At 68.7% G+C, this 25,620-nt stretch carries 12 protein-coding genes; 8 read left to right on the forward strand and 4 right to left on the reverse strand.

Going from position 1 to position 25,620, the window contains the following annotated elements; all coding sequences use genetic code 11:
• Positions 1-27 precede the first annotated feature (27 nt).
• Together E8A74_RS21160 and E8A74_RS21165 are read left to right on the forward strand one after the other, a co-directional pair.
• Complete coding sequence (locus tag E8A74_RS21160; RefSeq protein ID WP_136930852.1) at positions 28-888, forward strand: serine/threonine-protein kinase; 861 nt, start codon at positions 28-30, stop codon at positions 886-888.
• Positions 889-901: 13 nt separating this feature from the next.
• On the forward strand, positions 902-1,768 hold the full coding sequence (locus tag E8A74_RS21165) for a hypothetical protein (protein ID WP_136930853.1): 867 nt from the start codon (positions 902-904) through the stop codon (positions 1,766-1,768).
• 544 nt (positions 1,769-2,312) lie between these two features.
• Here E8A74_RS21165 and E8A74_RS21170 read toward each other — a convergent pair.
• Both E8A74_RS21170 and E8A74_RS21180 read right to left on the reverse strand, forming a co-directional pair.
• Positions 2,313-5,381, reverse strand: a complete 3,069-nt coding sequence (locus E8A74_RS21170) for a DUF4215 domain-containing protein (RefSeq protein WP_170229260.1) — start codon at positions 5,379-5,381, stop codon at positions 2,313-2,315.
• 795 nt (positions 5,382-6,176) lie between these two features.
• The gene (locus E8A74_RS21180) at positions 6,177-8,558 is read right to left on the reverse strand and encodes a protein kinase domain-containing protein (RefSeq protein ID WP_170229261.1); all 2,382 of its coding nucleotides are present in this window, start codon (positions 8,556-8,558) and stop codon (positions 6,177-6,179) included.
• Between the two features lie 179 nt (positions 8,559-8,737).
• On the opposite strand from E8A74_RS21180, the gene E8A74_RS21185 reads away from it, so the two are divergent.
• Both E8A74_RS21185 and E8A74_RS21190 read left to right on the forward strand, forming a co-directional pair.
• Entirely contained in the window at positions 8,738-10,081 is a 1,344-nt protein-coding gene (locus E8A74_RS21185) for a sigma 54-interacting transcriptional regulator (RefSeq protein ID WP_136930857.1), read from the forward strand.
• Between the two features lie 90 nt (positions 10,082-10,171).
• Positions 10,172-10,576 (forward strand): DoxX family protein, encoded by a 405-nt coding sequence (locus tag E8A74_RS21190; protein WP_136930858.1) that lies wholly within the window; start codon positions 10,172-10,174, stop codon positions 10,574-10,576.
• A gap of 389 nt (positions 10,577-10,965) precedes the next feature.
• On the opposite strand, the gene E8A74_RS21195 is transcribed toward E8A74_RS21190, so the two are convergent.
• Positions 10,966-14,007: an LVIVD repeat-containing protein gene (locus E8A74_RS21195; RefSeq protein WP_136930859.1), complete on the reverse strand. Its 3,042-nt coding sequence runs from the start codon at positions 14,005-14,007 to the stop codon at positions 10,966-10,968.
• Positions 14,008-14,702: 695 nt separating this feature from the next.
• Here E8A74_RS21195 and E8A74_RS21200 point away from each other — a divergent pair.
• The 4 genes from E8A74_RS21200 to E8A74_RS21215 all read left to right on the forward strand — a co-directional run bounded on the left by E8A74_RS21200 (position 14,703) and on the right by E8A74_RS21215 (position 23,459).
• Complete coding sequence (locus E8A74_RS21200) at positions 14,703-15,119, forward strand: hypothetical protein (protein WP_136930860.1); 417 nt, start codon at positions 14,703-14,705, stop codon at positions 15,117-15,119.
• Positions 15,120-15,696: 577 nt separating this feature from the next.
• A complete protein-coding gene (locus tag E8A74_RS21205) occupies positions 15,697-19,557 on the forward strand; it encodes a serine/threonine-protein kinase (protein WP_136930861.1) in 3,861 nt (1,286 codons plus the stop codon).
• Entirely contained in the window at positions 19,554-21,173 is a 1,620-nt protein-coding gene (locus tag E8A74_RS21210) for an SIR2 family protein (protein ID WP_170229262.1), read from the forward strand. Before E8A74_RS21205 ends, E8A74_RS21210 begins: the two co-directional genes overlap by 4 nt.
• A 12-nt stretch (positions 21,174-21,185) precedes the next feature.
• Entirely contained in the window at positions 21,186-23,459 is a 2,274-nt protein-coding gene (locus E8A74_RS21215; protein ID WP_136930863.1) for a patatin-like phospholipase family protein, read from the forward strand.
• Positions 23,460-23,795: 336 nt separating this feature from the next.
• On the opposite strand, the gene cysS is transcribed toward E8A74_RS21215, so the two are convergent.
• Positions 23,796-25,238 (reverse strand): cysteine--tRNA ligase, encoded by a 1,443-nt coding sequence (gene cysS / locus E8A74_RS21220; RefSeq protein ID WP_136930864.1) that lies wholly within the window; start codon positions 25,236-25,238, stop codon positions 23,796-23,798.
• Positions 25,239-25,620 lie beyond the last annotated feature (382 nt).

The raw sequence follows: 25,620 nt of genomic DNA on the forward strand, positions 1-25,620 counted from the left end.
CGAAAGGTTGGTATGTTTTCCACGGGGATGCGCATCGGTGACCACTCCGTGCTCCGCCGCGCGTCGCTTGGGGCCACCAGCGAGGTATTTGAGGGGTGCTGCACGTCTGACGGCCACGCCGTGGCCATCAAGGTACTGCGTGAAGAGTGGCGTGAGCACACCGAGATGGTCGCACGTTTCCTCAACGAGGCACGCGCCCTGGAGCACGTCCGACACGCGAACATCGTGACGATTTTCGATTCCGGGACCCTGCCCGAGGGGCTGCCCTTCATGATCCTGGAGTGGCTGCCGGTCGACCTGCACCACGCACTGGCGAACGCAGGGGGGGCCCTCTCTCTGCGCGTCGCGGTGCGCGTCGCCGTGCAGATCGGCAATGCCCTGGCCGTGCTGCACGACCGCGGACTCGTGCACCGCGACCTGAAGCCTGCCAACGTGCTGCTCGACCGCGCCGATCTTGGCGCCGCGCGGATAAAGCTCGCCGACCTCGGCCTCGCCAAGGTGCTCATCGACAAATATAGCTTGACGTATGGTGAGGCGGGACAGATTGCGGCTCTGCCGGTGTCGACGGGCGGCAGCGCAGTGCTGGGGACGTGCGAGTACATGGCCCCGGAACAATGGGTCGAATCCAAGCGTGTCGACCCGAAGGCGGACATCTATTCGCTGGGCGTGCTCTTTTTCCAGATGCTGGCAGGCAGACTGCCCTTCGTGGCCGACGGGCAGAAGGACTGGATGTGTTACCACGTCCTCGCGCCGCCTCCGCTCCACGTGCTCGAAGGCGCCATGCCCGCCCGCGTCGTCGATCTCGTCGCGCGAATGCTGAGCAAGAAACCTTCACCGCGCCCCACGATGCGCGAGGTGCTGGATCTTCTCGCCGAATTCTCCACGTAAGGGGTGAAGAATCATGAGGTACCAATCAACAGCGCGCCCGCTGCGCGCGCCGAACAGAGCCGTGTGCGCCTGCGCGACGGCCTTGTTGATGCTCTGGGGACGGGGCGCGCGTGCCGAAGAGGATGCCGCACGGTCCTACATCAGCCTCATCGCGGATGCGTCGCTCCGCAAGGGGTTCGTGGGAGGTGATGGTGCGTCCGGCTCCGGGGCGATCGGCGTCGACCTGCAGGTGCCCACGTTCGGGCTCTTCTTCGTGGGGCAGGCGAGCGCGTCGAATGCGCTCCGGGGGGATCGGATGACGCTGGCGAGCTCGATCATCGCGCCGGCCATTGGCACAGGCGCAGGCCTTCTCGATGTCCGCATCACGCCGCTCGGCAGGAGCCGCCTGAGTCCATTCGTGACAGGAATCAGCCTGCGCCTCGACGGGAGCGTGACAGGCTTCAGCTGGGAGACGGAGTTCAAGGATGGTAGCACGCTCAAGACGAGCACCCTCTACAATGTGACGTTCGGCGCTATGCTCTCCTATCGGCTCGACATCGTCGGCATCGCGCGTGAGAACAAGGTGAAAATCGGACGCGACCAGGACATCGTGGTCGCTTTGGATATCGGTTTCACGGGCCGGTACATCGCGGGGGACAACAAGTCTTTCGCCCGAATCATGACCCCAGCCTTCACCGGGTCGGACGTCTCCGTGTCCCTCTTCTTCCCCGCGCCTTGCGCGCGTGTGCAGCTCATGATCAACCACGCGAGGTTTTTCATCGAGGCCCCCTACTTCCTCGACAAAGGGGTTCCGGAGCTCAGGGGACTCTCCCTGTTCATCGGCGGGGGCGTGCGCGGTGACGTGTACTGCATTTATGATAGCTCGGGCGGTAATAGGTAAGGACTGGCCATCGTAGCGCTCACCAGGCTTGTCGCCTGCTCGAGTGGCTCAACCGCAGATACGCGAGCGCCCTGATGTCGATGCCATCCACCTCTTCTTAGCGGGATACGCGCGTAGCCATGCGCCTTCGCGGGGCCTGTTCGGCCCACTTCCGCCGCCTTCCTCAGCCAGCGCCGGTCATCGAACGGTGCCCGTCAGTCGCATGGCCTGCTGCATCGCGTGACGTCGCGAAGCCGCCGCCCCCGGCGCTGGGACACCACAATGTCAACGGCGGTATCTCGCGGACGCTTTCGTCGCTCTGACTGTTCACTCACGGCGTGGACCTCGAGCCGTTCTTTTTGTCGTTCGTGGCACCACGTGCCAAGGGGCGGTCGCTCCCCTCGTGAGGTCTCACGAGCCTAAACGTGCCCTCCCCTCCCCTCCCGCCTCGGTCGACCCGCCGGGGGACGATCTCTGCATGAAATGAACAAAGGCCGCGCAGCGCCCCCAAAATCGAGGCGCCGCGCGGCCTTCTTGATGGCGCGCAACTCAGCGCGTCAACGCATCAGGGCGCCACGCAGATCGCGAGCGACCAGTTGTTCAGCGTGCCTGAGACGTACTCCTCGTCGTCGCTGACGACGAGCTTCCACGCCCCTGCGGACGCTTGCCCGTTGAGCGTGGCGAGCGGCGCCTCCGGCGAGTAGCACCCGGTGAAGGGCGGCATCCCGGCGGTGATGGGGTTCGCGCAGGTGTCGTCGAGGACCGTGCTCACGTAGTTGGCGCCGTCCCCGCCGTTGTCGCTGGTCAGGTCGATCAACGTGCCCGCCGGCGACGTGAGCTCGACGTCCACGTCCTCGATCCAGAGGTGCGAGATGTTGAGCCGCACCGCCGCGCGCTGGATGGTCCCCGTGACGCCTGCGTTGATCGTGCTCGACGTGAAGTCCCAGTCCGGGATGGCCAGGGGCGTGTCCTTCGAGTTGTAGACCACGAGCTTCTCCCCCGCCGCGCACGGGGTCGCGAGGCCGCAGCCGAGCGCGCACTCCGAGTCGGCGCAGTCGATGCTCCCGTCGTTGTCGTCGTCGATGCCGTCGTTGCAAACCACCTCGCGGAGGATGTCGCAGGTCGCGGTGCAGCTCGGGCCGCCGTCGCACTCCTCGGTGCCCTCCTTGACGCCGTTGCCGCAGAGCGCCGTGATCTTCACCTGGAGCTTGTAGGCGGGGATGGTGCTGTTGTCCTGGTAGTCGATCACCTTCACGCGGTAGGTCCCCGCGGGGAGCCTGCGCGCGTAGGTGTTGACGCTCGGGTTGATCCGCGAGCAGTTGCTGATTCCGCCTTGATCCTGCTCCGGGCCGACCGGCGTCGCGCAGTCGGAGTAGAGCTGGATCACCGTGTCGACCGTCGACGCGCAGGTGCCGGGGCCGTTCGCGTCGAACGTCTCGATCCACACGTCGGCCGTGCCCGGCAGCGTGAAGGCGTACCAGTCGTCGTCGCCGATCGGCGTGATCGCGCCGCTGAGGAGCAGGCCCTCGGCGCCCACGGGCACCGGGAACGGGCCGGTCGCCGCGGCGCAGGTGTCGTTCGGCTCCACCTCGGGCTTGCCCTCGATCACGCAGTTGGAGGCGCAACCATCGCCGTTCGCCACGTTGCCGTCGTCGCACTGCTCCGAGCCTGCCTTCACGCCGTCGCCGCAGAGCGCGTTGAACGAGATCTGGACGGTGTAGCTCGGGATCTGGCCGTTGTTCTGGTAGTCCTCGACGCGCACGTAGTACGTGCCCGGGGCCACGCGCCGGAGGGGCGTGTTGACGGTCGAGGTGAGCATCGAGCAGCTATTGATGCCGCTCTCGTCGTCCGTGGCGAGCACCGTGGTGCAGGTCGACCCGCGGAACTCGATGACCGTGTCGATGCTGGCGCAGGTGCTCCCCGTGCCGTCGAAGGTCTCGATCTTGAGATCCGCCGTCGCGGGCACGGTGAAGGCGTAGAAGTCCTGATCGCCGACCGGCCGGATCGAGCCCCGGAACGTCACCGGCGCCGCGACCGCCGCCGGCGCCGTGGCGCAGGTGTTGTTCGGCTCGATCTCGCAGCCCGCCTCGATCATGCAGCCCGCGGCGCAGCAGTCGCCGGCCGCCTGGTTGCCGTCGTCGCACTGCTCGACGCCCGTCTGCTGGTAGCCGTCGCCGCAGGTCGCCACCTGGCAGCCCGCGACGCACCCGTCGGTGTTGATCTGGTTGCCGTCGTCGCACGCCTCGACGCCGGCCTGCTGGAAGCCGTCGCCGCAGGTCGCGGTCTTGCAGCCCGTGACGCACCCGTCGGTGTCGTCCTGGTTGCCGTCATCGCACTGCTCGGCGCCGTTCTTCACGCCGTCCCCGCACACGGGCGCCTGGCAGACGTTGCCCGTGCAGACGCCGCTCGTGCAGTCGGCGTTGCCGGTGCAGGGGAGGCCGTCGCCGCAGGGGCCGCAGGTCGGGCCGCCGCAGTCCAGGCCGATCTCGGTGCCGTTCAGCTTGCCGTCGTTGCAGGCCGGCGCCGCGCAGACGCCGCTCTTGCAGACGTCGCTCGTGCAGTCCGTGTCGATCGAGCAGGTCTTCGTGTCCGCGCACTTGTTGCAGAGCGGGCCGCCGCAGTCGGCGTCGGTCTCGTTGGCGTTCTTCACGCCGTCGGTGCAGGTCGGCACGCAGACCGAGCCCGAGCAGGTACCGCCCACGCAGTCGCCGTCGACCGAGCAGCCCTTCTCGGGGCCGCAGGGCGAGCAGCTCGGGCCGCCGCAGTCGACGTCGGTCTCCTCGCCGTTCTTCACGGTGTCGGTGCAGGCCGGCGGCACGCACACGCCGCCCGTGCACACGCCACTCTTGCAGTCCGACGGAAGGGCGCAGGGGGACGCGTCGTTGCAGGGCGTGCAGTCCGGACCGCCGCAATCGATGTCGGTCTCGCTCCCGTTCTTCACGGCGTCCATGCACGAGGCCGCAACGCACGTGTTCGACACGCAGACGTTGCTCGCGCAGTCGGCCGCCTGGATGCACTCGACGCAAGCGCCCTCGCCGTCGCACACCTTGCCGACGCCGGCGCTGCAGGCCGTGCCCGCCGCGGCGTTGGTGTTGATGGGCGCGTCGCCGTCGCAGAGGTCGGCGGTGCAGGGGTTCTCGTCGTCGAGCACGTCGGTCGCATCGGAGACGCTCGTGATCTCGCCCATGCCGTCGCACACGCTCTGCTTGCAGTCGCCGGCCGACTGATCGGTCGTCGCCGTGCCCTGGGCCGCGTAAGCGACCCCGCAGACGCCTTCGTCGCAGGTGCGGCTCGCGCAGTCGGTGTCGGTCCCGGGGCAGTCCTCGGGCGCCATGCACTCGCTGGTGCTGCCGCCCTGGCCGCCCTGGCCGCCGCTGCCGCCGCCGCCCTGGTTGCTGCCGCCGCCCTGGTTGCTGCCGCCGCCCTGGTTGCTGCCGCCGCCCTGGTTGCTGCCGCCGCCGCCTTGGTTGCTGCCGCCGCCGCCCTGGTTGCTGCCGCCGCCGCCCTGGTTGCTACCGCCGGCGCCTGCACGGCCTCCCGTGCCTTCCGGGTCTTCCCCGGAGCAGCCGGAGAGCGACCCCAGGCCCGCGGTGAGCACCGCCGCTGTTGCCAGCGATGCCAGAAACCTCGTCACCGAGGAATTGAGTCTACCGTTTCTCCTCACCATCCACCTCTTTGAAAGAAAGGGAGGAATCGTAAATTTGCACCTCCATAGACCCGAAGTTTTTCGGCGGCGTCAAGACATACCCGTCTGCCCTCGAAAGAAACGACCGGCCTGTGACCCAGGGTTCGTCGGAGCGGATCGCATCGACGCACCCCCGACGTTCCGCTCTCGTTGTCCCGCGACGTAACGGCTCCCTCGTGCAGCGGTGTTTTTCCGTACCGAACACCACGTCCACGCGAACGGAGCCTCTTGCGCGTGGCGCAGGCGCGGTTGTGATTCGCGGGGGCGTGATACGATCCCACGGGCCATGGATACGTCCCCGTGTTCCCTGCCGTTCCGGCGCGACGATCGGTTCGTCGGCCGTGGAGCCGAGCTCGCGCAGATCCACGCGGCCCTCCAGCGCAGCAATGTCGTCGTCGTGCGCGCCGCGCGCGACGTGGTGGGCGGGGGTGTGGGGGTGACGGCGCTCGTCGTCGAGTATGCCTATCGCTACCACGAGGCCTACCGCGGCGTGTTCGGGGTGGTGCATGAACAATTGCCCGGTCGGCGCGGCTGGGACGCGGACGCATGGCAGGCGCGCTCCCGTCGCGCGCCCTCGCCGTGGGGCGAAAGCGACGTGCGCGACAGGATGCGGCAGGCAATGCAGCAGCAGCGGCAGCGTTCGGAGCCGCCGCTCGGGCTCTTCGTATCCCTCGGCGGGGCTTTGCCGTCGAAGAGCCCCGCGCAGATTCCCGGCGCCGAGAAGGCGCTCTTCACCACGGAGGGTTATGATCTCGCGCTCTCCTGTACGAAGGTCGAGATCGGTCCCTTGCAAAGGCGCGACGCTTTCGCGTTGCTCGGGCCCTGCGTGGATCGTGATCCCGCCAGCGCCCGGGCCCTCGCCGACGCGACCCAAGGGTTCCCGCTGTCCAGGTCGAGCACGTGCACCGCGCCTTCGCCGACGATGTAGGCGCGGCGTCCTGCGACCCTGAAACGCTCGTTCGGGTGCTTTACGCCGTCGGGCAAGCGCAGCGTCCGCACGGGCTCCCCCGTCCGCACGTCCCATACCGTGAGATCCTTGCCGCTCCCGCACGTGGTGATCACCTGCTCCCCCTCCGGCGTCATGACGAGGACAGAGATCTCCACATCCTCCCGGGCCGGACCCGTCTTCTCCTCGTACCGGGCCACCGGGCCATGCTCGACATCCCAAGAGAGGACCATGTGGTCCGCTCCCCCGGTGATCGCCGTCCTTCCATCGAGGCTCGCCGCCACCGCGGTGACGCGCCCCGTATGCCCCGTCGTACCATAATATTGATGGAGATACGGCTCCCCACCGGGCCGATGGCGCACGAGCCTCCGGCGGAGCTCGCCCGTCTCCAGGCTGTAGACCCTCGCGACGGCGTCCTTCTCGGCGACGATGCAATGCTCGCCGCAGGCGGCCACGGGCGCGGGATCCATGACCAGCGTCGCGCCGACCTCGCACACGACCGCGCCGCTCTCCACGTCCCGGAATCGCAGCCCGCCGAAGGGCCCCTTCGTGTGAACGAGCGTCCGCGAAGACGTGCGCGAAAACCCGAGCGGGGATTCGTGGATCCCGAGGGATCGAACGACGGCGCCGGAATCCACCTCGAACCACCATATCGTCCCGCGCGGCGAGGCGACCATCACCCGGCCGTCGTCCTCGGAAAACGCCAACGCCGCCACGGACATCGGCCACCACGGGACCCCTGCATAGGGGGACAGGGACCGCAACGCGCGCCCCTTTCGTAGATCCCACACGCAAACGAATCCATCCTCGGCCGCAGAAACGGCGCGACGTCCGTCGGCGGAGATCGCGAGGGCATCCACGGGCGCGCCGTGCCCTTCGAGCGTGCACCATCGACGACGCTCGTCGAGATCCCATACCTCGAGCGCGCCGTCCTCCGCGGCCGACAGGGCCATCCTCCCATCGGCCGAAAGGGCGAGGCGACGCAGCGGGGCCGAGCGACCGCGCAGCTCGGCGAGGAGGCTCCTCGTCTCGACGTCGTACACGCAAAGCGAACCATCCGCCGCGCCCGAGACCGCGCGTGTTCCGTCCGCCGACACGGCCACGGCCGTCACCGTGGCATCGTGGATCCCGAGCAACTTCGGCTTCGCTTGCTGATGATACGTCCGCCTCCGCAGCCAGGGCGCGTTCGCCTCGCGCAGCGCGGCCTCCACAGCTTCGCGCACGTCATTGCACCCGAGCTCCAGGGCCGCATCCCTCAATTGGGCGAGAAAGCGCGGATAGCGCGCGAGCGCGCGCTTTCCCTCGGGGACGGTTTGCCCGAGACGTCGGCCGATGGCATCCACGTCGGGTTCGTCCACGAGGCGAGGCGCTTCCGCCCCCAGGACCTGCGACAGCTCGGCGAGCCATCTCGGCGCAGCGGCCGCTCCCCTTTGCGCGAGTCGTTTGACCTCGACGACGACAGCGCCAACGCTCCGCGCCTCGATCTCCTGGTAGAGCGCAGGCATCCTCGACAGCCAGGTCGTGACGCGGACGAAGCACGCCGCGACCCACGCAGGCTCGACCCCGAGCGCGTGTTGCCACGCCATCCCCGAGCGAAGGCGCGACGCTTCCGGCGTCGATCGGGGACACACGAGGCCATACCGATCGAGCTCCGCCCACGCGTCGGCGACGTCTCCGACAGGCATATCGAGCAGACGCCCGAAGGCGCGGAGGGAGAGAGGTTCGTCGGCGAAGACCACGGCCGCCCGCAGCAGGGTCGCCGCATGCGACGACAATCCCTCCGTGACGAATGCGAGGAGCGCCCGGTGCGCGACCGAGAGGCCGGCGCAGGCCTGGATGACGTATTGCAGCGCCTCCTGAAAGGGCAGCGCGCCACGGCGTTCGAGCACCTTGCCGAGATCCTTGCCCTCGAGGTACTCCATGAGGATGTAAAGCTCGCCGGTGACGAGGCGCCCCACGTGGTGCACCTCCGCGACGTGCGGCGACCGGACGCGCTTCGTGATCTCCGCCTCGCGCCGAAACCGCTGCTCCGACGCGAGTCTTCCCGCCCTCTCCCCGACGAGCAACTTGAGCGCAAACCACGCGTCGTGCCCCGCATCCCGGACGGCGAGGACGAGCCCCATCCCGCCCTGACCGAGGACACGCTCGACGCGGTATCGGACATCCAAAACGCGGCCCACCCAGGACGTTTCCTCGACGGTCATCCTGCCCCGAGACTGTCAGAAGGCGCGCCCCGTAGCAACGTAGACCCGCCGCGCGCCCCACGATCCGCGAACGGAGAGGCCCCGCGCCGGTCGCGACGCAATACCACAAAGGTGGTATCGACATGGGACACGGCGCGAGCAGATAGCCGAAGTCCATGAAACGCGAAGGTGCGAAGTCGACGTGGCCCGTGGAGACCGATACCGGTCTCTCCCTCCGCTCCCGCAAGATCAGCGTCGAATGCATTCGAGGCCCCCTCGCCGGAAAGGTGTTCGAGCGGCCGGGGCCCGAGGTGCGCGTGGGGAGCGGCGCGGATTGCGACCTCGTCATCCCCGACCGAACGGTCAGCCACGTCCACCTCTCCCTGCGGATCGAAGGCGACGCCATCCGCGTCCTCGATACGAAGAGCCGCAATGGCACCTACGTGGACGACGTGCGAATCAAGGACGCCTACGCCCGGCCCAACGCGACGATCGTGCTCGGCGCCTCGGCCATCCGGCTCCGCATGCTCAAAGACGAAATCGAGCTCCCGCTCCCGGACCACGACCATTTCGCCGGCCTCATCGGCAAGAGCATCGCGATGCGGCGCGTCTACGCGCTCCTCGAGCGCTTCGCAGACGCCGATGGGACCGTGCTGCTCGAAGGAGAGACCGGCACGGGAAAGGAAGTGGCCGCCGCGGCCATCCACGCCAAGAGCAAACGGAAGGATCGACCCTTCGTGGTCTTCGACTGCTCGGCCGTCCCGGCAAACCTGATCGAGAGCGAGCTGTTCGGGCACGTCGCCGGCGCCTTCACGGGCGCCGTCAGCGCTCGCAAAGGCCGGTTCCGGGAGGCGGAGAGCGGCACGCTTTTCCTCGACGAAATCGGCGAGCTGCCGCTCGAGCTCCAGCCCAAGCTGCTCCGCGCGCTCGAAGCACGCGTGATCCGCCCGCTCGGCGCGGAGAAGGACGGGCAGGTAGACGTCCGCATCATCGCCGCCACGAACCGCGATCTCGCGATCGAAGTCGACAAAGATCGCTTCCGCGAGGACCTGTACTACCGCCTCGCCGTGCTGCCCGTCCGGCTGCCACCCCTGCGGGAGCGGGTCGAGGACATCCCGCTGCTCGTGCGCCATTTCGAGAAGGAATGGCGCGACCGGCCGAACCCGCCCGCGCCGCTCCCCGACGCCATTCTAGAAAAAATGAAGTCGATGCCATGGCCAGGCAACGTGCGCGAGCTCCGGAACCGGGTGGAGCTCATGCTCTCCCTCGGGCTCCCCGACACGACCCGCCCCGCGCAGGGCACAAGAGAAACCTCCCCCGCGCGGGTCGAGGTGGACATCCAGGTCCCCTACCACGTCGGGCGCGAGCGGCTCGTCGAGCAATACACAAAAGGATATTTCCTCGAAGCACTCCGGCGCACCGACGGAAACGTATCCCGGGCAGCGCAGCTCGCAGACGTGGGCAGAGCATTCGTACAGAAGGTCATGAAACAACACGGCCTCACGCGCACCGGGCAGTAGCCGTGTTCCAGCACGCCAAACGCCCCGGCGCGGCGTGACGACGTGCTTCCACCTTGACGCGGGCGCGCGTTCAGACCTTCCATCCGCGCCATGGCCGAAACCTCCGCGGGTTCACGCAAACTCACCATCGCCGGATGGGCGCTCTCCGGGCTCGTCGCCCTCTTCATGGGCGTCATCAGCGCAGCCGGCAAATTCATTCAGCCGCCGCCCCCAGGCGTCCTCGAAACAGCGCAGCACCTCGGGCTCCCCATCGAAAAATACCCCGCCATCGGCATCGTCGAGATCGCCTGCGTCCTCCTGTTCCTCATCCCCCGCACAGCCTTCGTCGGCGCCATCCTCGTCGCCGCCTACCTCGGCGGCGCCACAGCCATCCACGTCCGCGTCAGCGACCCATGGTTCATGCCCCCCCTCATGGGCGTCCTCGCCTGGATAGGCTACGGCCTGCGCCGCCCCGACGTCATCCGAGCCGCATTCGCAGCGAAATCATCGGATTGAGGGCGCCTCTCGCTGGGGCTTTGCCCCAGGCCCCAGGAGGGGGCTGTCCGCCCCCTCCACCCCGGACCAGCGAGGCGCTGGACCCAAGCTCGATGAACTGCGCGATGCGCAGTTCATCGAACAGCCGGTGGCAAGACCACAGGCGATCCTGCCAGCCAAGACGGCAGCGCTGACGTTTCAATCGGCGAAGTGCCGCTGCGTGCGACGACCTCCACGGTCTTGCCACCGGCCCGTGGGAAGAACTGCGCATTGCGCAGTTCTTCCCCTTCGGTCCAGGCCGTGCCTGGTCCGGGGTCGAGGGGGCGGACAGCCCCCCGCGGGGTCCGGGGCAGCGCCCCGGCTCCCGGCTCCCGGCTCCCGGCTCCCGGCTCCGCGCCTTTGCGGGAGAGCTACTGGCTTCCGGGCAGATTCACGTCGTCGTCCTCGGACTGTACGATGCCGCGACGTCCGAGGGCGTAGAGGATGTCGTCGCCGTCGACGAGCAGGGCGGGCTGCGGCTCGGGGTAGTATTCGGGGTAGGTGCCTTGGGCGGGGATGTGGAAGAAGCTCAGGGCCTTTGGGGTCTGCTTTGAGGCCACGGTGAGTACGCCGCCGGGGACGTTGAAGAAGAGATGGTCCCCGCGGGCTGCGGTGAGGCTCATCCACAGTTGGATCAGCGATTGCCCGCGCACCGTATAGCCGCGCACGCCGGAGCCGGAGGCTGGCTTCAGGAGCGTCAACATGGGCCGGGAATCCCATGGCTGCCCGTTGTGGTACGACCAGAAGGGCTTCCAGCCGAGACCGTGCGTCACGGCGGGCCGGCCGTCTTCGTCGGCGACGACGGAGGTCACCGCTCGGCCTGGGAATCGTTGGTAGTTTTTCAGCGCGGCGAGACCGTCGTCGAGCACCACGCGGGCGACGGCGGATTCCAGGAACACGTCGCCCCAGACGGGGTCCTGCAGGGTCAGTTCGTCGTCGTCGATTCCGACGACGCGACCGGGCACGTTGATCTTCGACACGACTGGCTGGCTTGATTGCCCGAGGTCGATGTGCTCCACGTAATACTTTGCGTGCGGACGCGGATCACCTGGCTTCGTGGCGGCTTGCTTCGTCGTGATGTACATGTCCTCGCCGTCCGAGAATTTGCTCACGTATTCTTCTTCGGGTGCGAAGCTGATGGTGGGACGTACGGCCGGGTGCGCTGGATCCGAGAGATCGAGCACGCCGACGCTGGCGTGCCGGACCTCGCGATAGGTCGTCGCGGGCTGGCAGCCGCCGACGATGTAGGGCTGTGCTGTCGCGAAATCGACCTGCACGCACGTGGGGTCGGCGCCGACGTGATAGGTGCATTGCGCGAAGCCACCATCGCAGCCGTATTGCCCTGTGCCGAGCGGCGCCTGGCAGTGCAGATTGCCCGTCCAGTAGGTGCAACCCTCCTGGCCGTAACAAGTCGAGAATTGCTCGAGCGTCTGATACCAGCAGGCGTCCACATCGCCGCCGACCTGGTACGTCGGGTTGGACGGCACGGCCACGAACGTGAGCGACGTGTGCGTCGGGTGCACGACGGGCTCGATGCTCCCGGTGAACGGGAGCCCCGTGGCCACGAAATCACCCTTCGATTGGGGATGCAGCGGATCCGAGAGATCGATGATGGTGACCGTGTACTCCAGCCACTTCAAACTCCGCACGACCGTGAGCAGGTTGCCCACCTTGTAATAGTACGCGTTCGGCGGCACCTCGATGCTCGCGAGCGTCGGCGCGTATTGGGCCTCTCCCGATCGGGAGATCACCTCGACGCGCGCCTTCGCGTTTGGCTTGTTCCAGTAGCTCGTGTCCTCGGGGTTCTGCACGCGCACCCGGTAATTCCCGTACCGGAAGATGCCGAGGTAGTTCGGCGCGAGGAAGAGGTGACCTTGTTGCGTGGGGTTGTCGACGTCGCTTCGATCGTACAGGCCGAACTCGGTCGCGGTCAGCCCTGCGGTGACCGTGCCCGAGGTGGGGAAGGCGCGCTGCATGCGGCTGTTCAGCGGCAGGAACCCGCGCCGCGTGACCGTGCTGCCCGAGAACGTGAAGAGCTGCACGCCGGAGATATACGGAGTGTTGCTCCAGTCGCCGTTGTTGTAGGGCAAAAGCGCGAGCCCCGTCTCCGTCTCGCCGCTCGGCGCCTGCACCGTCACGGCATTCTCGAGCACGGTGAAGGCGCGCCCGGTCTGACGGAGATCCGGCGACGAAGAAGCATCGGACGCAATCGGGTCCACCGCGGCGCGCACGAGCAGCGGATTCGAGCTGTTCGCGTCGAACAGGCTCACGGCATACTGGTAAGGTGACTTGCCGACCCGACCGGCGCTGATCAGCCGGCTGCCTCCGAAGACCGAGCGGAGATGATCCTCCGCGCCCTGCTCGGGTGACGTGCCGAGCAGCGTCACGTGCCCGGCCGCGTCCACGGAGAACACGTGGAACGTCCCATTCTGCACCAGCGTCGTCGAGACGTAGGCCTTGTCGTCGGTGAACAACGCCCCCTGAATGGACGCGCCCGGCGCGAACTCCACCGTCTCGATCGGCGTGGGGTTCCCCGGTCCAGACGTGCTCCACGTCTGCAGGCGCGCGACGGCCGTGGGAAAGTCGACCTTCAGCCCGGAGATCACCCGAAGCGTCTGCCCACGTAGATCCACGTGGCCCTCGGAGGGAATGACCTCCGGCGCGACGACCGTGCCGCGCACGCTGAGCGCGCCGCCCGCGCCGATGTCGACGATGGAGACGTGCGTCGCCGGATCCCGGGCGACCTTCTGGGTGTGCACGGCGACCAGCGCGTTGCCCTGGTGCACGAGGCCCCGCAAATCGCCGGGGAACCCGGCCGTGCTCGTGAGCGCGAGGCCGTTGCTCGTCAAGGCGAATCGCTTGATGTAGGTCTGGTGCCGCGCCTCGGGCCAGGGGGACCCGGGAACGGGGAACGAGCCATGCTCGGTGGTGCCCACGTAAAGCGCGTCCCCATTCGCGCCGCTCTCGAAGCGCGTCGCCTTGACCGTGCCCGACAGCAACGTCCGCGAGCGAACCTCCGGCTCCTCACGGTCGCTGATGTCGACCTCCAGAATGTACGCGCCCAGGCTGTCGTGCATCGCGAGCCGGGCCAGATCGGAGCGATACGCGAGGCCACCGCTCATCACGACGAGCGCGCGATCCCCCTTGACGTGCATCTGGACCACGTCCCCGGAGATCGGCAGCCGACCAACGATGCGCGGGTCCTCGGGGTCCTGCACGTCGATGATCTGCAAACCCCGAAAGCGGCTCAGATGGAGCACATGTCCATCGCCGAGCACCTCGTAGATGTCGCCCTGCGCGAGCGCCGCGCTCGGCGCTACGGCCTCCTCGTCGCCCCCCGCAAAAGCTTGCCGCTCCTCTTCCTCTTCTTCTTCCTCCTCTTCCTCCTCACCCCACGTCCACACGGGAGGCATAGGGTCCGCCGATAAAAAGGACGTCGGTCGTTGGCTCGCCTCCGTGCTCTCGGCCGTTTCTTCCGACAATGGTTCCGTGCTGGTCGCGCACCCCGGCCCGACCAGAAGAAGCAGCACGGCCGAGTTTCGCGCAGCGCGCGTCACGCGACCGTCCTTGATGAAGGTCCTCATGTTCATGATCTCCTGTCGTCACCCATCCCATGGAAGGAAGGGCGAACGACGCACCATGACATCGGTATGACGGTGAGCTGTCAACCCACGCGAACCAAGTGCCGAGCGATCCACGTCCCGTGGGGCCGCGATACGCCGCGCCGGGGCGCTGCCCCGGACCCCGCGGGGGGCTGTCCGCCCCCTCGACCCCGGACCAGGCACGGCCTGGACCGAAGGGGAAGAACTGCGCGATGCGCAGTTCTTCCCACGGGCCGGTGGCAAGACCGGCGAGGTCCGTTTCACGCACGGAAAGTGTTGCGGGCCGCGAGGTCGACGTCGCGCGCGTCGTAGTAGGTCTCCAGCATCGTCCGATACACCCGCATGTTCGGCCGATATCGGCGAAAGTAGTCGGCGTCGTCGCCCGTGAGCCCCTAGATAATCACGTGGGGGACGTCGTGCGGCGCAACCCGCTCGACAGCGCCGCGGCTGTAGACGAAGATCTCCACGTGAAACCTGATATCGCGCCTCCCCATCGGAAGCCAGCCATGAACACGCCGCGCCTGTCCCTCCTCCTCGCCCTGGGACTCGCAAGCTGCGCGTCCCCGCCCGGTGATGCGCAGGTCGACGCGCCTTCCCCCCTGGCCTCCTCGTGCCCGACGAGCGAGCTTGCATTCACGCAGGCGACCGGGTGCATGAACGACGGCTCGGTCGAGTTTTGCCTGCCAACGGGCAACGAGGCGCTGCTCGCGCACGTCCGGGAGATCGCGCCGTCGATCGAAGCAGGCTCGTCCCGCGGCCGCGCAGGCTGCAATCTACCAGCCGAGACGCTTTATTTCTTCCCCACGGGCGAGGCCGAGTGCGTCGCCCACCACGGCGCGCTCGTGGACGCGGCGTGGGACAAGCTCTGCCGGATCGCAGCACTCCCGGAGGTCCGCGCAATCGTGCCGACATGGTACGAGTGAGCCCTCGAGCAGGACGCGCACGCGGCAGGGGAACCACGAGGACACCTTGCCTCGAAGCCGTGCGCACCTTGCCGGAAGGGTGAACACACCTTCCCTCCTGCCCGTCGACGGCCTCCAGGCAGGACGACCACGCCTTCCACCCACCACGTCGACAGCTTCCCGGAGGGTGAGCACACCTTCCCTCCTGCATGTCGACGGCCTCCAGGCAGGACGACCACGCCTTCCACCCACCACGTCGACAGCTTCCGGGAGGGTGAGCACACCTTCCCTCCTGCATGTCGACGGCCTCCAAGCAGGACGACCACGCCTTCCCCCCACCACGTCGACAGCTTCCCGGAGGGTGAGCACACCTTCCCTCCTGCATGTCGACGGCCTCCAGGCAGGACGAGGACATCTCCGCCCTTCACGTCCACGCCCTCTGCGAGCGTGTCCACGACGACCAGGGACCCCGTCGACGACCTTTGCGGCCGCGCCCACGCAGGCCGCGCACCACGAAGCCGCGCGGCTCCGTGCATGGACAGGACTTCCGCGCGTCGGGTAAGCTGCCACGGCCGTGCGTACGGTCGGAGGTCCCCGGATGCAGCGTGTCCTGTCGGCGGGCGAGGTGGTCGCCGGACGGTTCGAGGTCGAGCACCTCGTCGCGCGGGGCGGGATGGGCACGGTCTATCGGGCCCTCGACCGTGCGGAGGGCGCGGCGGTCGCGCTCAAGCTCATCCCGCTGCCGGCAGAGGCCACGGACGCGGCGTCCCGCTTCGAACGCGAGGCCGCGCTGCTGGACCGGGTCAAGCACCCGCGCATCGTGCGCTCCGTGGCGCGCGGCTTCCTGGATGCCGGCCACGCGTACCTCGTGATGCAATGGATCGACGGCGAGGATTTGCGCTGTGTGATCGAGCGCGGGCCGCTCGCCGCGGACGACGCGCAGCACGTGCTCGCGTGCGCGGCCGAGGCGCTCGCGGCGGTGCACGCCGAGGGAATCGTGCACCGCGACGTGAAGCCGGCGAACCTGCGGCTGCGCGGCGGGAGGAGCACGGACGTGGTGCTGCTCGATTTCGGCATCGCGCGGTCGATGAACGCGACGAAGCGGCTGACGGCGACGGGCCACCTCGTGGGGACACCCCAATACATGGCGCCGGAGCAGCTCGTCGAAGGCGGGAGAATCGGCCCGGCCACGGACGTGTTTTCCCTCGGGTGTATCTTTTATGAATGCCTCACGGGCAAACCCCCCTTCGACGCCGAGCACGTGGCCGGCGTACTCGCGCGGATTCTTTACGACGTCCCCGCCCCGGTGCGCGTGGTTCGCCCCGCCCTCCCGCAAGCATGGGAAGACCTGCTCGCGAGCATGCTGCACCGAAACGACGAGCAACGGCCGCGCGACGGCGCGGCGCTCCGGGGCCTCGTCGCCAAGCTGCCCGCGCTCACGGCCCCGGAGACCCTGCCCGTGTCCTTGGTCCCCGCCCCGCCCCCCGGGGCCGGCGAGCAGACGCTCGTGACGCTCGTGTTCGCGACGTTCGACCCTCCAGAGGGCAGCGACGAGGCGGCGCGGCAGGCGCTCCCGCGCATGGGGTTCGATGTGGAAGAGCTCGCGGAGGGCTCGATCCTCGCAGCCGTCGCGGCGCGTGGCATGGTCACGGATCAGGCGCGGATCGCCGCGCGAGGCGCATTGTATCTACGCGAGCTGCGGCCCGACGCGCGGATCGGCGTCGTGACGGGCCGCGCCTTGCTGGGGCGGACGACGCGCATGGGCGAGGCGATCGATCGCGCCAAAGAACTGCTCGAAGGCCTGCGCCACGACGCGCAGGAGGGCGTGTGGCTCGACGCCGTCACGGCCGCGTTGCTCGAACCGAGGTTCGTCACCGAGGACAAGGCGAATGCGACGCTCTTGCTCGCGGAACGGCCGGACGAGGGCGCCGGGCGCCTGCTCCTCGGCAAACCGACGCCCTGCGTGGGGCGCGAGGTCGAGCTGACGGAGCTCGAAAGCCTGCTCGGGCGGGCCATCGAGGACGGCGAACCCCAAGGCCTCCTCTTGCTCGGGCCGCCGGGAACGGGCAAATCAAGGCTCGTCGGGGAGCTCGCGCGCAGGATTCGCGGGGCCTACCCCGAGACCTCGTTGCTCATCGGCCGCGGAGATCCGCTGACGACGGGCTCGCCCTACGGGCTCTTGCGGGACGCCTTGCGGAGGCACGCGGGTCTCGACGCCGTCGAGGATCCCGCGCGCGCGCGGGAGGTGGTGATCGAGCGGCTCTGCGAGCCCGTCGACGCGGGAAAACGGCGGCAGGTGGGCGAGTTCCTCGGCGAGTTGTGTGGTGTCCCCTTCCCTGCGGAGGCGAGCCCGCCGCTTTGGGCCGCGCGCAATGACGCGCTCGTCATGGAGGAGCAGATCGGGCAGGCGTTTTCGACGTGGATGGCGGCCACATGCGCGGCGCAGCCCGTGACCCTGGTCCTCGACGATCTGCAATGGGGCGACGCGCTCACCGTGAAGCTCGTGCGGAGCCTTTTGCGGAGCCCCGGGCAGATGCCGCTCTTCGTGTTTTGCCTGGGGAGGCCCGAGACGCGCGAGCTGTTCCCCAACGTGACGTCGTCGCGGATGTACGAAATGACCTTGAGGCCGCTCCGCCGGCGGGCAATCGAGCGGCTCGTCAAGGCCGTGCTCGGCGAGGCCGTCGGCCCGGCGACGGTGGAGCGCATCGTCAAGCTCTCCGAGGGCAATGCGTTGTTTCTGGAGGAGCTCATCCGGGCCGCCGCCCAGGGGAACATGAACGAGGCGCCGGAGACGGTCGTGGCCATGCTCCAGGCGCGGCTCGCGAAGGTATCGGCCCCCGAGCGGCGGCTCCTGCGCGCCGCGAGCGTCGTGGGCGAGACATTTTGGGTGGGCGGGGTCCGACGCATCGTGGCGGCGTGGGGCGCGCGCGACGACGTCGACGGGTGGCTCGGCCGGCTCGTCGAGGAGGAGCTCGTCGAGCTGCACAAGGAGAGCCGATTTCCTCGGGAAACCCAGATGGGCTTTCGGCACGCGCTCGTGAAGGACGCGGCGTATGGGCTGCTCACGGAAGCGGATCGGCAAAACGCGCATCTCGCGGCGGGTGCATGGCTCGAAGGCGCGGGCGAGGCCGATGCGATGGCGCTCGCGGGGCACGCGGAGCAAGGCGGCGATCGCGCGCGGGCGGCGCGGTTTTACGCAAATGCCGCCGCGGAGTCGCTCGGGCGGAACGATCTCTGGCAGGCGGCGGAGCGCGCGGCGAAGGGGCTCGACGGCGAGGCGGAGGGCCTGCTCCGCGGGGAGCTTTTTGCGATCCTCGCCCTCGCGAAATACGGCCTCGGCTTGTGGCAGGCGTCCACGGCGGCGGGGCGCGAAGCGCTCTCGATGCTGCCCCAAGGGAGCTTCTGGTGGTGCCGGACGGCGGAGCGCATGATCCACGCCTTGCCGCAGGTGGGGGCGTTTGATGCTTTCTTCAAGCTCGCGGAGGAGGTTTGCCAGGTGGAGCCTGCTCCCGAGGCGCTCCCCCCGTTCGTCTGCGCGACCGCCATTCTGCACTCTGTCTCCACGGCGCTTTTTCCGAGCACGCTCGGGGAGGTGCGCCGAAAGACGCGGGCGCGCCTCGAGCACTTCGACGCGCTGGAAGAGCCCCGGTCGCGTGGCATCGCGCGCCTCTGGCTTTCGCTCGCCGCCATGTACGTGGAGCCCTGCCTGACGCAGATCCGCGCGCGCATCGAGAGCGCCATGGAGGTGCTCGCCGAGGGGAAGGTCTTCCACGAGCTCTGCCTGGCGCACGTCCTCCACGGCCTCGCGGCGCGGGAACTCGGCGACCTCGACGTCGCCGAGGCGTCCACGCGCAAGGCGCTCGCCCTCGCCGAGCGGATCCAGGACGGGTATCAAACGGCGAATGCGGCCTTTTACCTGAGCGAGGCGCTGCTCGAACGAGACGACCCGTCGGCCCTCGAGGAGAGCGAATCCCTCGCGCGGAGGGCGCTCGACGCCCCCGTGGGGGCCTTTTACGAGGCGGCGTGCTTCCGTGTCCTCGCGGAGATCGCGCTCGTTCGCGGGCAAACGTCGCTCGCCGAGGCGCACGCGCGGCGGGCCGTCGACGCCGTGGGGGACACGGGCGGCATGCTCATGTACTGGCACGCAGCCACGCACCTGCGCGCGCTCGTCGCCTGCGGGCGCGTGGACGAGGCGCTCGCGACCGTGGACAAGCGCCTCCCCTCGTTCCTCGCGCTCGACGGCGCCGGGTATCTCGACGTCCCCTTCCGCCTCGCCGTCGCCGAGACGTGGGACGCGGCCGGAGACGCCGCGGCCGCCAAGGACGCCCTCCGCGAGGCGTTGCGGCACATCGAGGTCCGCGCCGAGCACATCCACGACGACCGGACCCGCTCGCTCTACCTCGCCCGAAAGGACAACGTCCGCGCCTTCGCGCACGCGCGCGAATGGAGGCTCCGATGAGCGGTCATCTCTTCATCGTCCACGGCGATCTCACGCTGCTCTCGTGCGACGCGTGGCTCGTGCCCTGCGATATCGACGCGATGCCGTCGAGAAGCTGGACGCGCTCGTTCAACCATCTCCAGGGCCGGGCCCAGCGCTGGGCCGAACCGACGGAAGAATGGCGGCGCGGGACCCAGCGCATGCTGAAGGTGGTGGAATGGGAAGACCACCTGCCGCGCCCCTGGGTCGGCAACGTCGCCGCCGTCCCGAGCACGGACGTCTCGTGGTTCGTCGCGGGCGCGGAAGAGTTCATCGAGCGCGTGACGGACGATCTGCACGCGCACGCGACGCCGCCGCGCAATGGGCGGGCCAAGCATTTGCTCGCCCTGCCGGTCATCGGCACGCGGTACGGCGGAAAACGCCACTGGACCGGCGACGTGGTGCGCGCGCTCGTCCCCGTCTTGCAAAAAATGGCGGCCGTGAAGGACGTGGACATCGCGCTCGTGAGCAACGACGAGCTCACGTATGCCTCGGCGCAGGCGCAACGCGAGGCGAACCCCGCGGCCTGGCCCGACCTCGACGAGCGGCTGTGGCACAAGGGGGAGCGGCTCGCGCACATCGCCGCGAATGGAGACCTCGTCCTCTTCGTCGGCGCCGGCGTCAGCAAGAATGCCGGATTGCCGGATTGGGGCGGGCTCTTGCGGGACCTCGCCCGGAACGCGGGGATGACCGAGGAGGAGCTCGGCGCGCTGAAGGAGCTCGGCGCGCTCGATCAAGCACGCGTCATCGAGCTGCGCATGGAGACGGGCCTGCCGCCGCAGGCGAGCAAGCGTATCCTCGGGGAGAGAATCGCGGACGCCTTCGCGCGGGTCCACGGCTATGCCCTCTCGCACGCGCTGCTCGCGGCGCTGCCCTCGCGCGAGGTCATCACGACGAACTACGATACGCTCTTCGAGCGCGCCTCGCAGGCCGCCGGGATGACCGTCTCGGTGCTGCCCCACGAGCCCCAATCCGGGGCGTCGCGATGGGTGCTCAAGATGCACGGGTGCGTGACGGATCCCGACAACATCGTGCTGACCCGCGAGGATTACATGCGATACGACCTCCGCCGGCAGGCGCTCGCGGGGATCGTGCAAGCGCTGCTCCTGATGCGTCACATGCTCTTCATCGGGTTCTCGCTCCGCGACGACAATTTCCACCGGATCGCGGACGCCGTCCGGCGCGCGCGTGTCCCCGCGAAGGCGGACGCGACCTCGCCCGCCGGCCGGTTCGGCACGGCGCTGTCGCTTTTCTCGTCGCCGCTCGAGCAAAGCCTCTGGGGCAACGATCTCGACTGGGTGAACATGCAATCGACGTCGCCGCCGGCCGGCCGGAGCGAGGAGAGCGACAAGGCATGGGCCCACGCCGCGCGGCGGCTGGAGCTCTTCCTCGATAGCTTGCTCGCCAGGACGGGGACGACCGCGTACCTCTTGCACCCGCGCTTCGAGGGCGCCTTGAGTGATCCCGAGCGCGGCCTCGCCGACAAATTGCAACGATTCCTCGACGAGGTCGATCGGGACCCGACCGTGAAGGCGGCGCCGGCGTGGAAATACCTGGAGACGCTCCTGCACCGGCTCGGCTGGCCGCGGACGCCCTGACGAGGACCATCCATGCCGGAGACCTTCCGAAATCTCCTCGATACGCCGCCGTACTTGTTCCGCGTGGTCCTCGACTTTTCGCGGCACCTGCTGCTGCTCGGGCCCCTGATCGGGGTCCTCGGGGTGCTCTTTCACGATCTCGGGCGCGCGTTCGGGCTGCCGTATCTGTTCCGGGGGCAAACCCGCAAGGCGCAGTTCGCGATCGGGCTCTCCCTGGCGATGCTCGCGAGCGAGCTCTTTTACGTGAGTTACCTCGTCTCGCCCGACGAGCTGCACCTGTGTCGCGGGCAGGGCATTCCCCTCGACATCCTGAATTACCTCGGCGCGCTCTGGGGCGTGCTCGCGACGGTCGCCTTCGTCTCCCTCGTCTCCCGCTTCGTCCGCAAGAGGGACGGGCGCCCGCGGCGCGACTCGAAGCGGCTGCTCGCCGATCTCGGGACCACCGTGTACACGCTGCTCGGCGCAGAGCTCGGCGTCGTCCTCACGCTGGGGTTCGTCTTCGGGGGGACGAACGGCGCGATCCTGGCGCGCGTCCAGGGCCTCGGCGAGCGGTTTCGCCCGTGCATCCACGGGATCGGGGACTGTCTGTCGCAGACCTCGCGGGCGGAGGCGCCCCGGGGGATGCTGCACGAGCACGTGTACGCGGCGGCCTTTTTCGCGCTGCTGGCCGTGATGTACATCGTGGCGAGTTGCTTCCGGGCGAGGAAGATCCCCGCGGCCGCCGGGCTTTGCGTCCTGCTCGCGCTGCTCGGCGCGACCGACGGCTTTTTCGTGTACTGGCTGGAGGAATGGCACTCCCTGCTGCTCGTCGGCGTGACCATCCTGGTGCTCTACGTGCTCGGCCGGAATCGATATGCGGCCCGGTTCACCGATTTGATGGACGCGTATCGGCACATCGAGGAGGAGCCTTGTCGCGAAGGGTGCAAGGCGGCCGGGCACACGCACCTCGCGGACTACGAGGCGCCCGGCCTGCACGGCGGGGGGCTCTTGCCGCGGCCCGTGGAGGAGTTCCGCTGGACGGACGAGAACGGCCAGAAGCGGCCCCTCGTGCTGGTCTGCACGAGCGGCGGCGGGATCCGCGCGTCGGTCTGGACCGCGGCCGTGCTGCGCGAGCTCGAAAAGCAACTCGATGAGCCCACGCGCCGAGAATTTCCTTATCACGTGCGCATGATCAGCGGCGCCTCCGGCGGGATGGTGGGCGCGGCCTACTGGGTGGCGACGCTCGAAGGGCCGGCGCACACGGCCGATTCGTCGGAGTATCACAAAGAAGAGGCGCCGGAAGAACGCACGGCGGACGCCGAGGGTTCGGACTGGCTCGTCGCCAACGTCGCCAAGGAGTGCCTGTCGCGCGTGGCCGCGGCGCTCGTGTTCAGCGACGTGCCCGCGCGGATCGGGGCATGGGCAAGGCCCTCCGTGCACCGGGAGCTTTACGACCGCGGCACGGCGCTGGAGCATGCGTTCGTGGAGAACATGCCAGCCCTCGGCACGAAGCTCTCGCGGCTCGGGCACGACGAGCGGGCCGGATGGCGCCCCTCGCTCGTGTGGAGCCCGATGCTCGTCGAGGACGGCAAACGCCTCCTGATCTCGAATCTCTGCCTCGATACGCTGCTCGTCCAGCACGGGCCGGCCATCGGCGTCGAGGGCCAGCACGTGGTCTATTCGCGCTCCGGCTACGAGATCACGCGGCTCTTTCCCGTGCCCTCGCGGGAGACGCTCCGCCTCGCGACGGCGGCCCGGATGAGCGCCTCCTTCCCGTTCGTGTCCCCCGCCGCCGCCCTGCCGACCGTACCCCGCAGGCGCGTCGTGGACGCCGGCTACTGGGACAACTACGGCGTGAACGTCGCATGTGGTTTTCTCGACGAAATGCTCCGGACAAGCTGGCTCGAACAGAACGTGAGCGGCATCCTGCTCGTGCAAATCCGCGACGGCATCGAGCGGCCAGAGCCCGCAGGCAACCATTTCAACGACCGGATCGCGCGGGCCCTCGAAGGCCTCACGTCCCCCGTCTCCGCCGTGCTCGCGGCGCGAGAGAGCGTGATGCGCTTCCGCAACGACGAGCAAGTGGAGGCCGTGGCCCGGCGCTTCCACCTCGACAAACGATTCGGGGAGAGCTTCTTCCAGCAGGTGACGTTCGAATTCCCCGGCGACGCGGCCCTGAGCTGGTACCTGACGCCCGAGGAGCAGCAAAGCCTGAAGGACGCGGCGAAGGCCACGGTCGGGGACAAATCAGACGCGCTCCGGCTGTGGTGGGACGAGCGCCGGGGCGCGGCATCAATGGCGGCGTGAGGAGGACGGCGCCGCGCTGGGGCGTTGCCCCAGGCCCCAGCAGGGGCTGTCCGCCCCTGCACCCGGACCAGCCAGGGGCTGGACCCAGGCTCGATGAACTGCGCGATGCGCAGTTCATCGAACAGGCCCGGGTCAAGACCAGCGACGGCGTTGCCAACCGAGACAGCCGCGCTGCGGGTTCGGCTGGCGACCTGGGTTCTTCGTCGGCCTGTTTGAAAAACTGCGCACCGCGCAGTTTTTCAACCCTGGGTCCAGCGCCTCGCTGGTCCGGGGTCGAGGGGGCGGACAGCCCCCCGCGGGGACCGGGGCAGCGCCCCGGCGGGACGGCCCAAGGTGTCATGCGGACAAGGTCCACCGGGCTCCGTCGGGCCCGTCCTCGATTTCGATGCCTGCGGCGGCGAGCCCCGCGCGCAGCGCGTCGGCGCGTGTATAGTCGCGGTTCGTGCGGTGGCGCGCCCGCTCTGCGAGGAGGAGCGACATCACCCGATCGAACCGCTCTGCGTCCGGCGCGTCTTGCTCCTCCGGCAAGAGCCCGAGCACGCCTTCGCCGAGTGACGATACGAGCTCGAGCGCGTGGAGGATCGTGCCTTGGGGGACAGGGCCCGCGAGTGCCGCCTGGAGATCCCGGGCGAGCACGAAGAGGGTCGCGAGGGCGGCGGGCGTGTCGAAATCGTCGTCCATGGCCGTCTCGAAGGCGGCGCGCGCCGCGGCGAGGCGGGCTTCGAGTGCCTCGGCATGGCCGGGGGGGCCGCTGCTCGCGCGCCGGGCGAGCTCGCGCCGGAGATCACGCAGCCGGCGGAGGCCCGAGGTTGCCGCCTGGAGCGTCTCGGCCGAGACCTCCGCTGTCGCCCGGTAATGGCTCTGCACGAAGAGAAACCGCAGGAGGAGCGGATCGTGCTCCGCGAAGAAGTCCGCGAGCGTGATGAAATTGCCCTTCGAGCGGGACATCTTTTCTCCGTTCACGGTCAGCATGTTTCCGTGCATCCAGAGACGCGCGAAACGGCGGCCCGCGCCTTCGGCTTGGGCGATCTCCGCTTCGTGGTGCGGGAACTGCAAATCGAGCCCGCCCGCGTGGATGTCGAAGCCCTCGCCGAGGTATTGCAAGGCCATCGCCGAGCATTCGAGGTGCCAGCCCGGGAAGCCCTCGCCCCAGGGCGACTTCCAGCGCTGCACGTGGGACGGGTCGGCCTTCTTCCACAGGGCGAAATCACGCGGGTCCGACTTGCTGCACCGCGCGAGCTCGCGTGTCCCGATGGACAGCTCGTCGATCACGCGGCGCGAGAGCTTTCCATAGCCTGGGAACGCCGCGACCCGGAAGTACACCGACCCGTCTGCCACGTAGGCGAGGCCGCGCGCGAGCAGATCCTCCACGAGCTCGATCTGCTGCGGGATGTGGCCGCTCGCGCGTGGCGTGACGTCGGGCCGGCGCACGTGGAGGCGGCCCATCTCATCGAAGTACTTCCAGAAGTACCGATCGGCGATCTCCATCGGCTCCACCCGCTCGAGTGCCGCGCGCTCGGCGATACGATCACGGCCCTCGTCGAGTGCATCCTCCGTGATGTGTCCGACGTCGGTCACGTTCGACACGAACCGCACGGCGTGCCCGCGGTATTCGAGCCACCGCCGGACGACGTCGAACGCGACGGCGGTCTTTGCATTGCCGAGGTGCGCGTCGCCGTACACGGTGGGGCCGCACAGGTACATGCCGACGCGCTTTTGCCCATCCGGAAACGCCGTCTGTTTCTGTCGTGTGAGCGTATCGAAGATCTGGATCGCCATGGGACATCCTCCTGGGTCATCGACGGACGAAACCAAAACGGAAGCGCCCGCGCGCGTGGACCACGGAGAAACCCGCAGAGGGCGCCCTTTCGGCGCGCGGGCCTCGACGTGGTCATCTCGTGCGGCGCTCCCGCGGCCGCGAAGGCACAGAGGTGCGCCGAATCCGCGGGCGGACGTCCGCCCAGCACGACGGCGCGCGCGTGCCTCTCGCAGGCCTATACGATCAGGAACGCTGCCTCAGCGACGACAACAGCGGCCGTCGCAGCAGAGCGCGAGGGCCGTCCGAGGGTACGTGCGCCGAGAGGTTCGCATGACGGATCTACCTTAGAGCGAAATCGCGGGCGATGCAAGCCCAGGAGGCGCGCGGGATCGACGCGGCCAT

Origin of the sequence: Polyangium fumosum (assembly GCF_005144585.1) — a bacterium.
Lineage (GTDB): Bacteria > Myxococcota_A > Polyangia > Polyangiales > Polyangiaceae > Polyangium > Polyangium fumosum.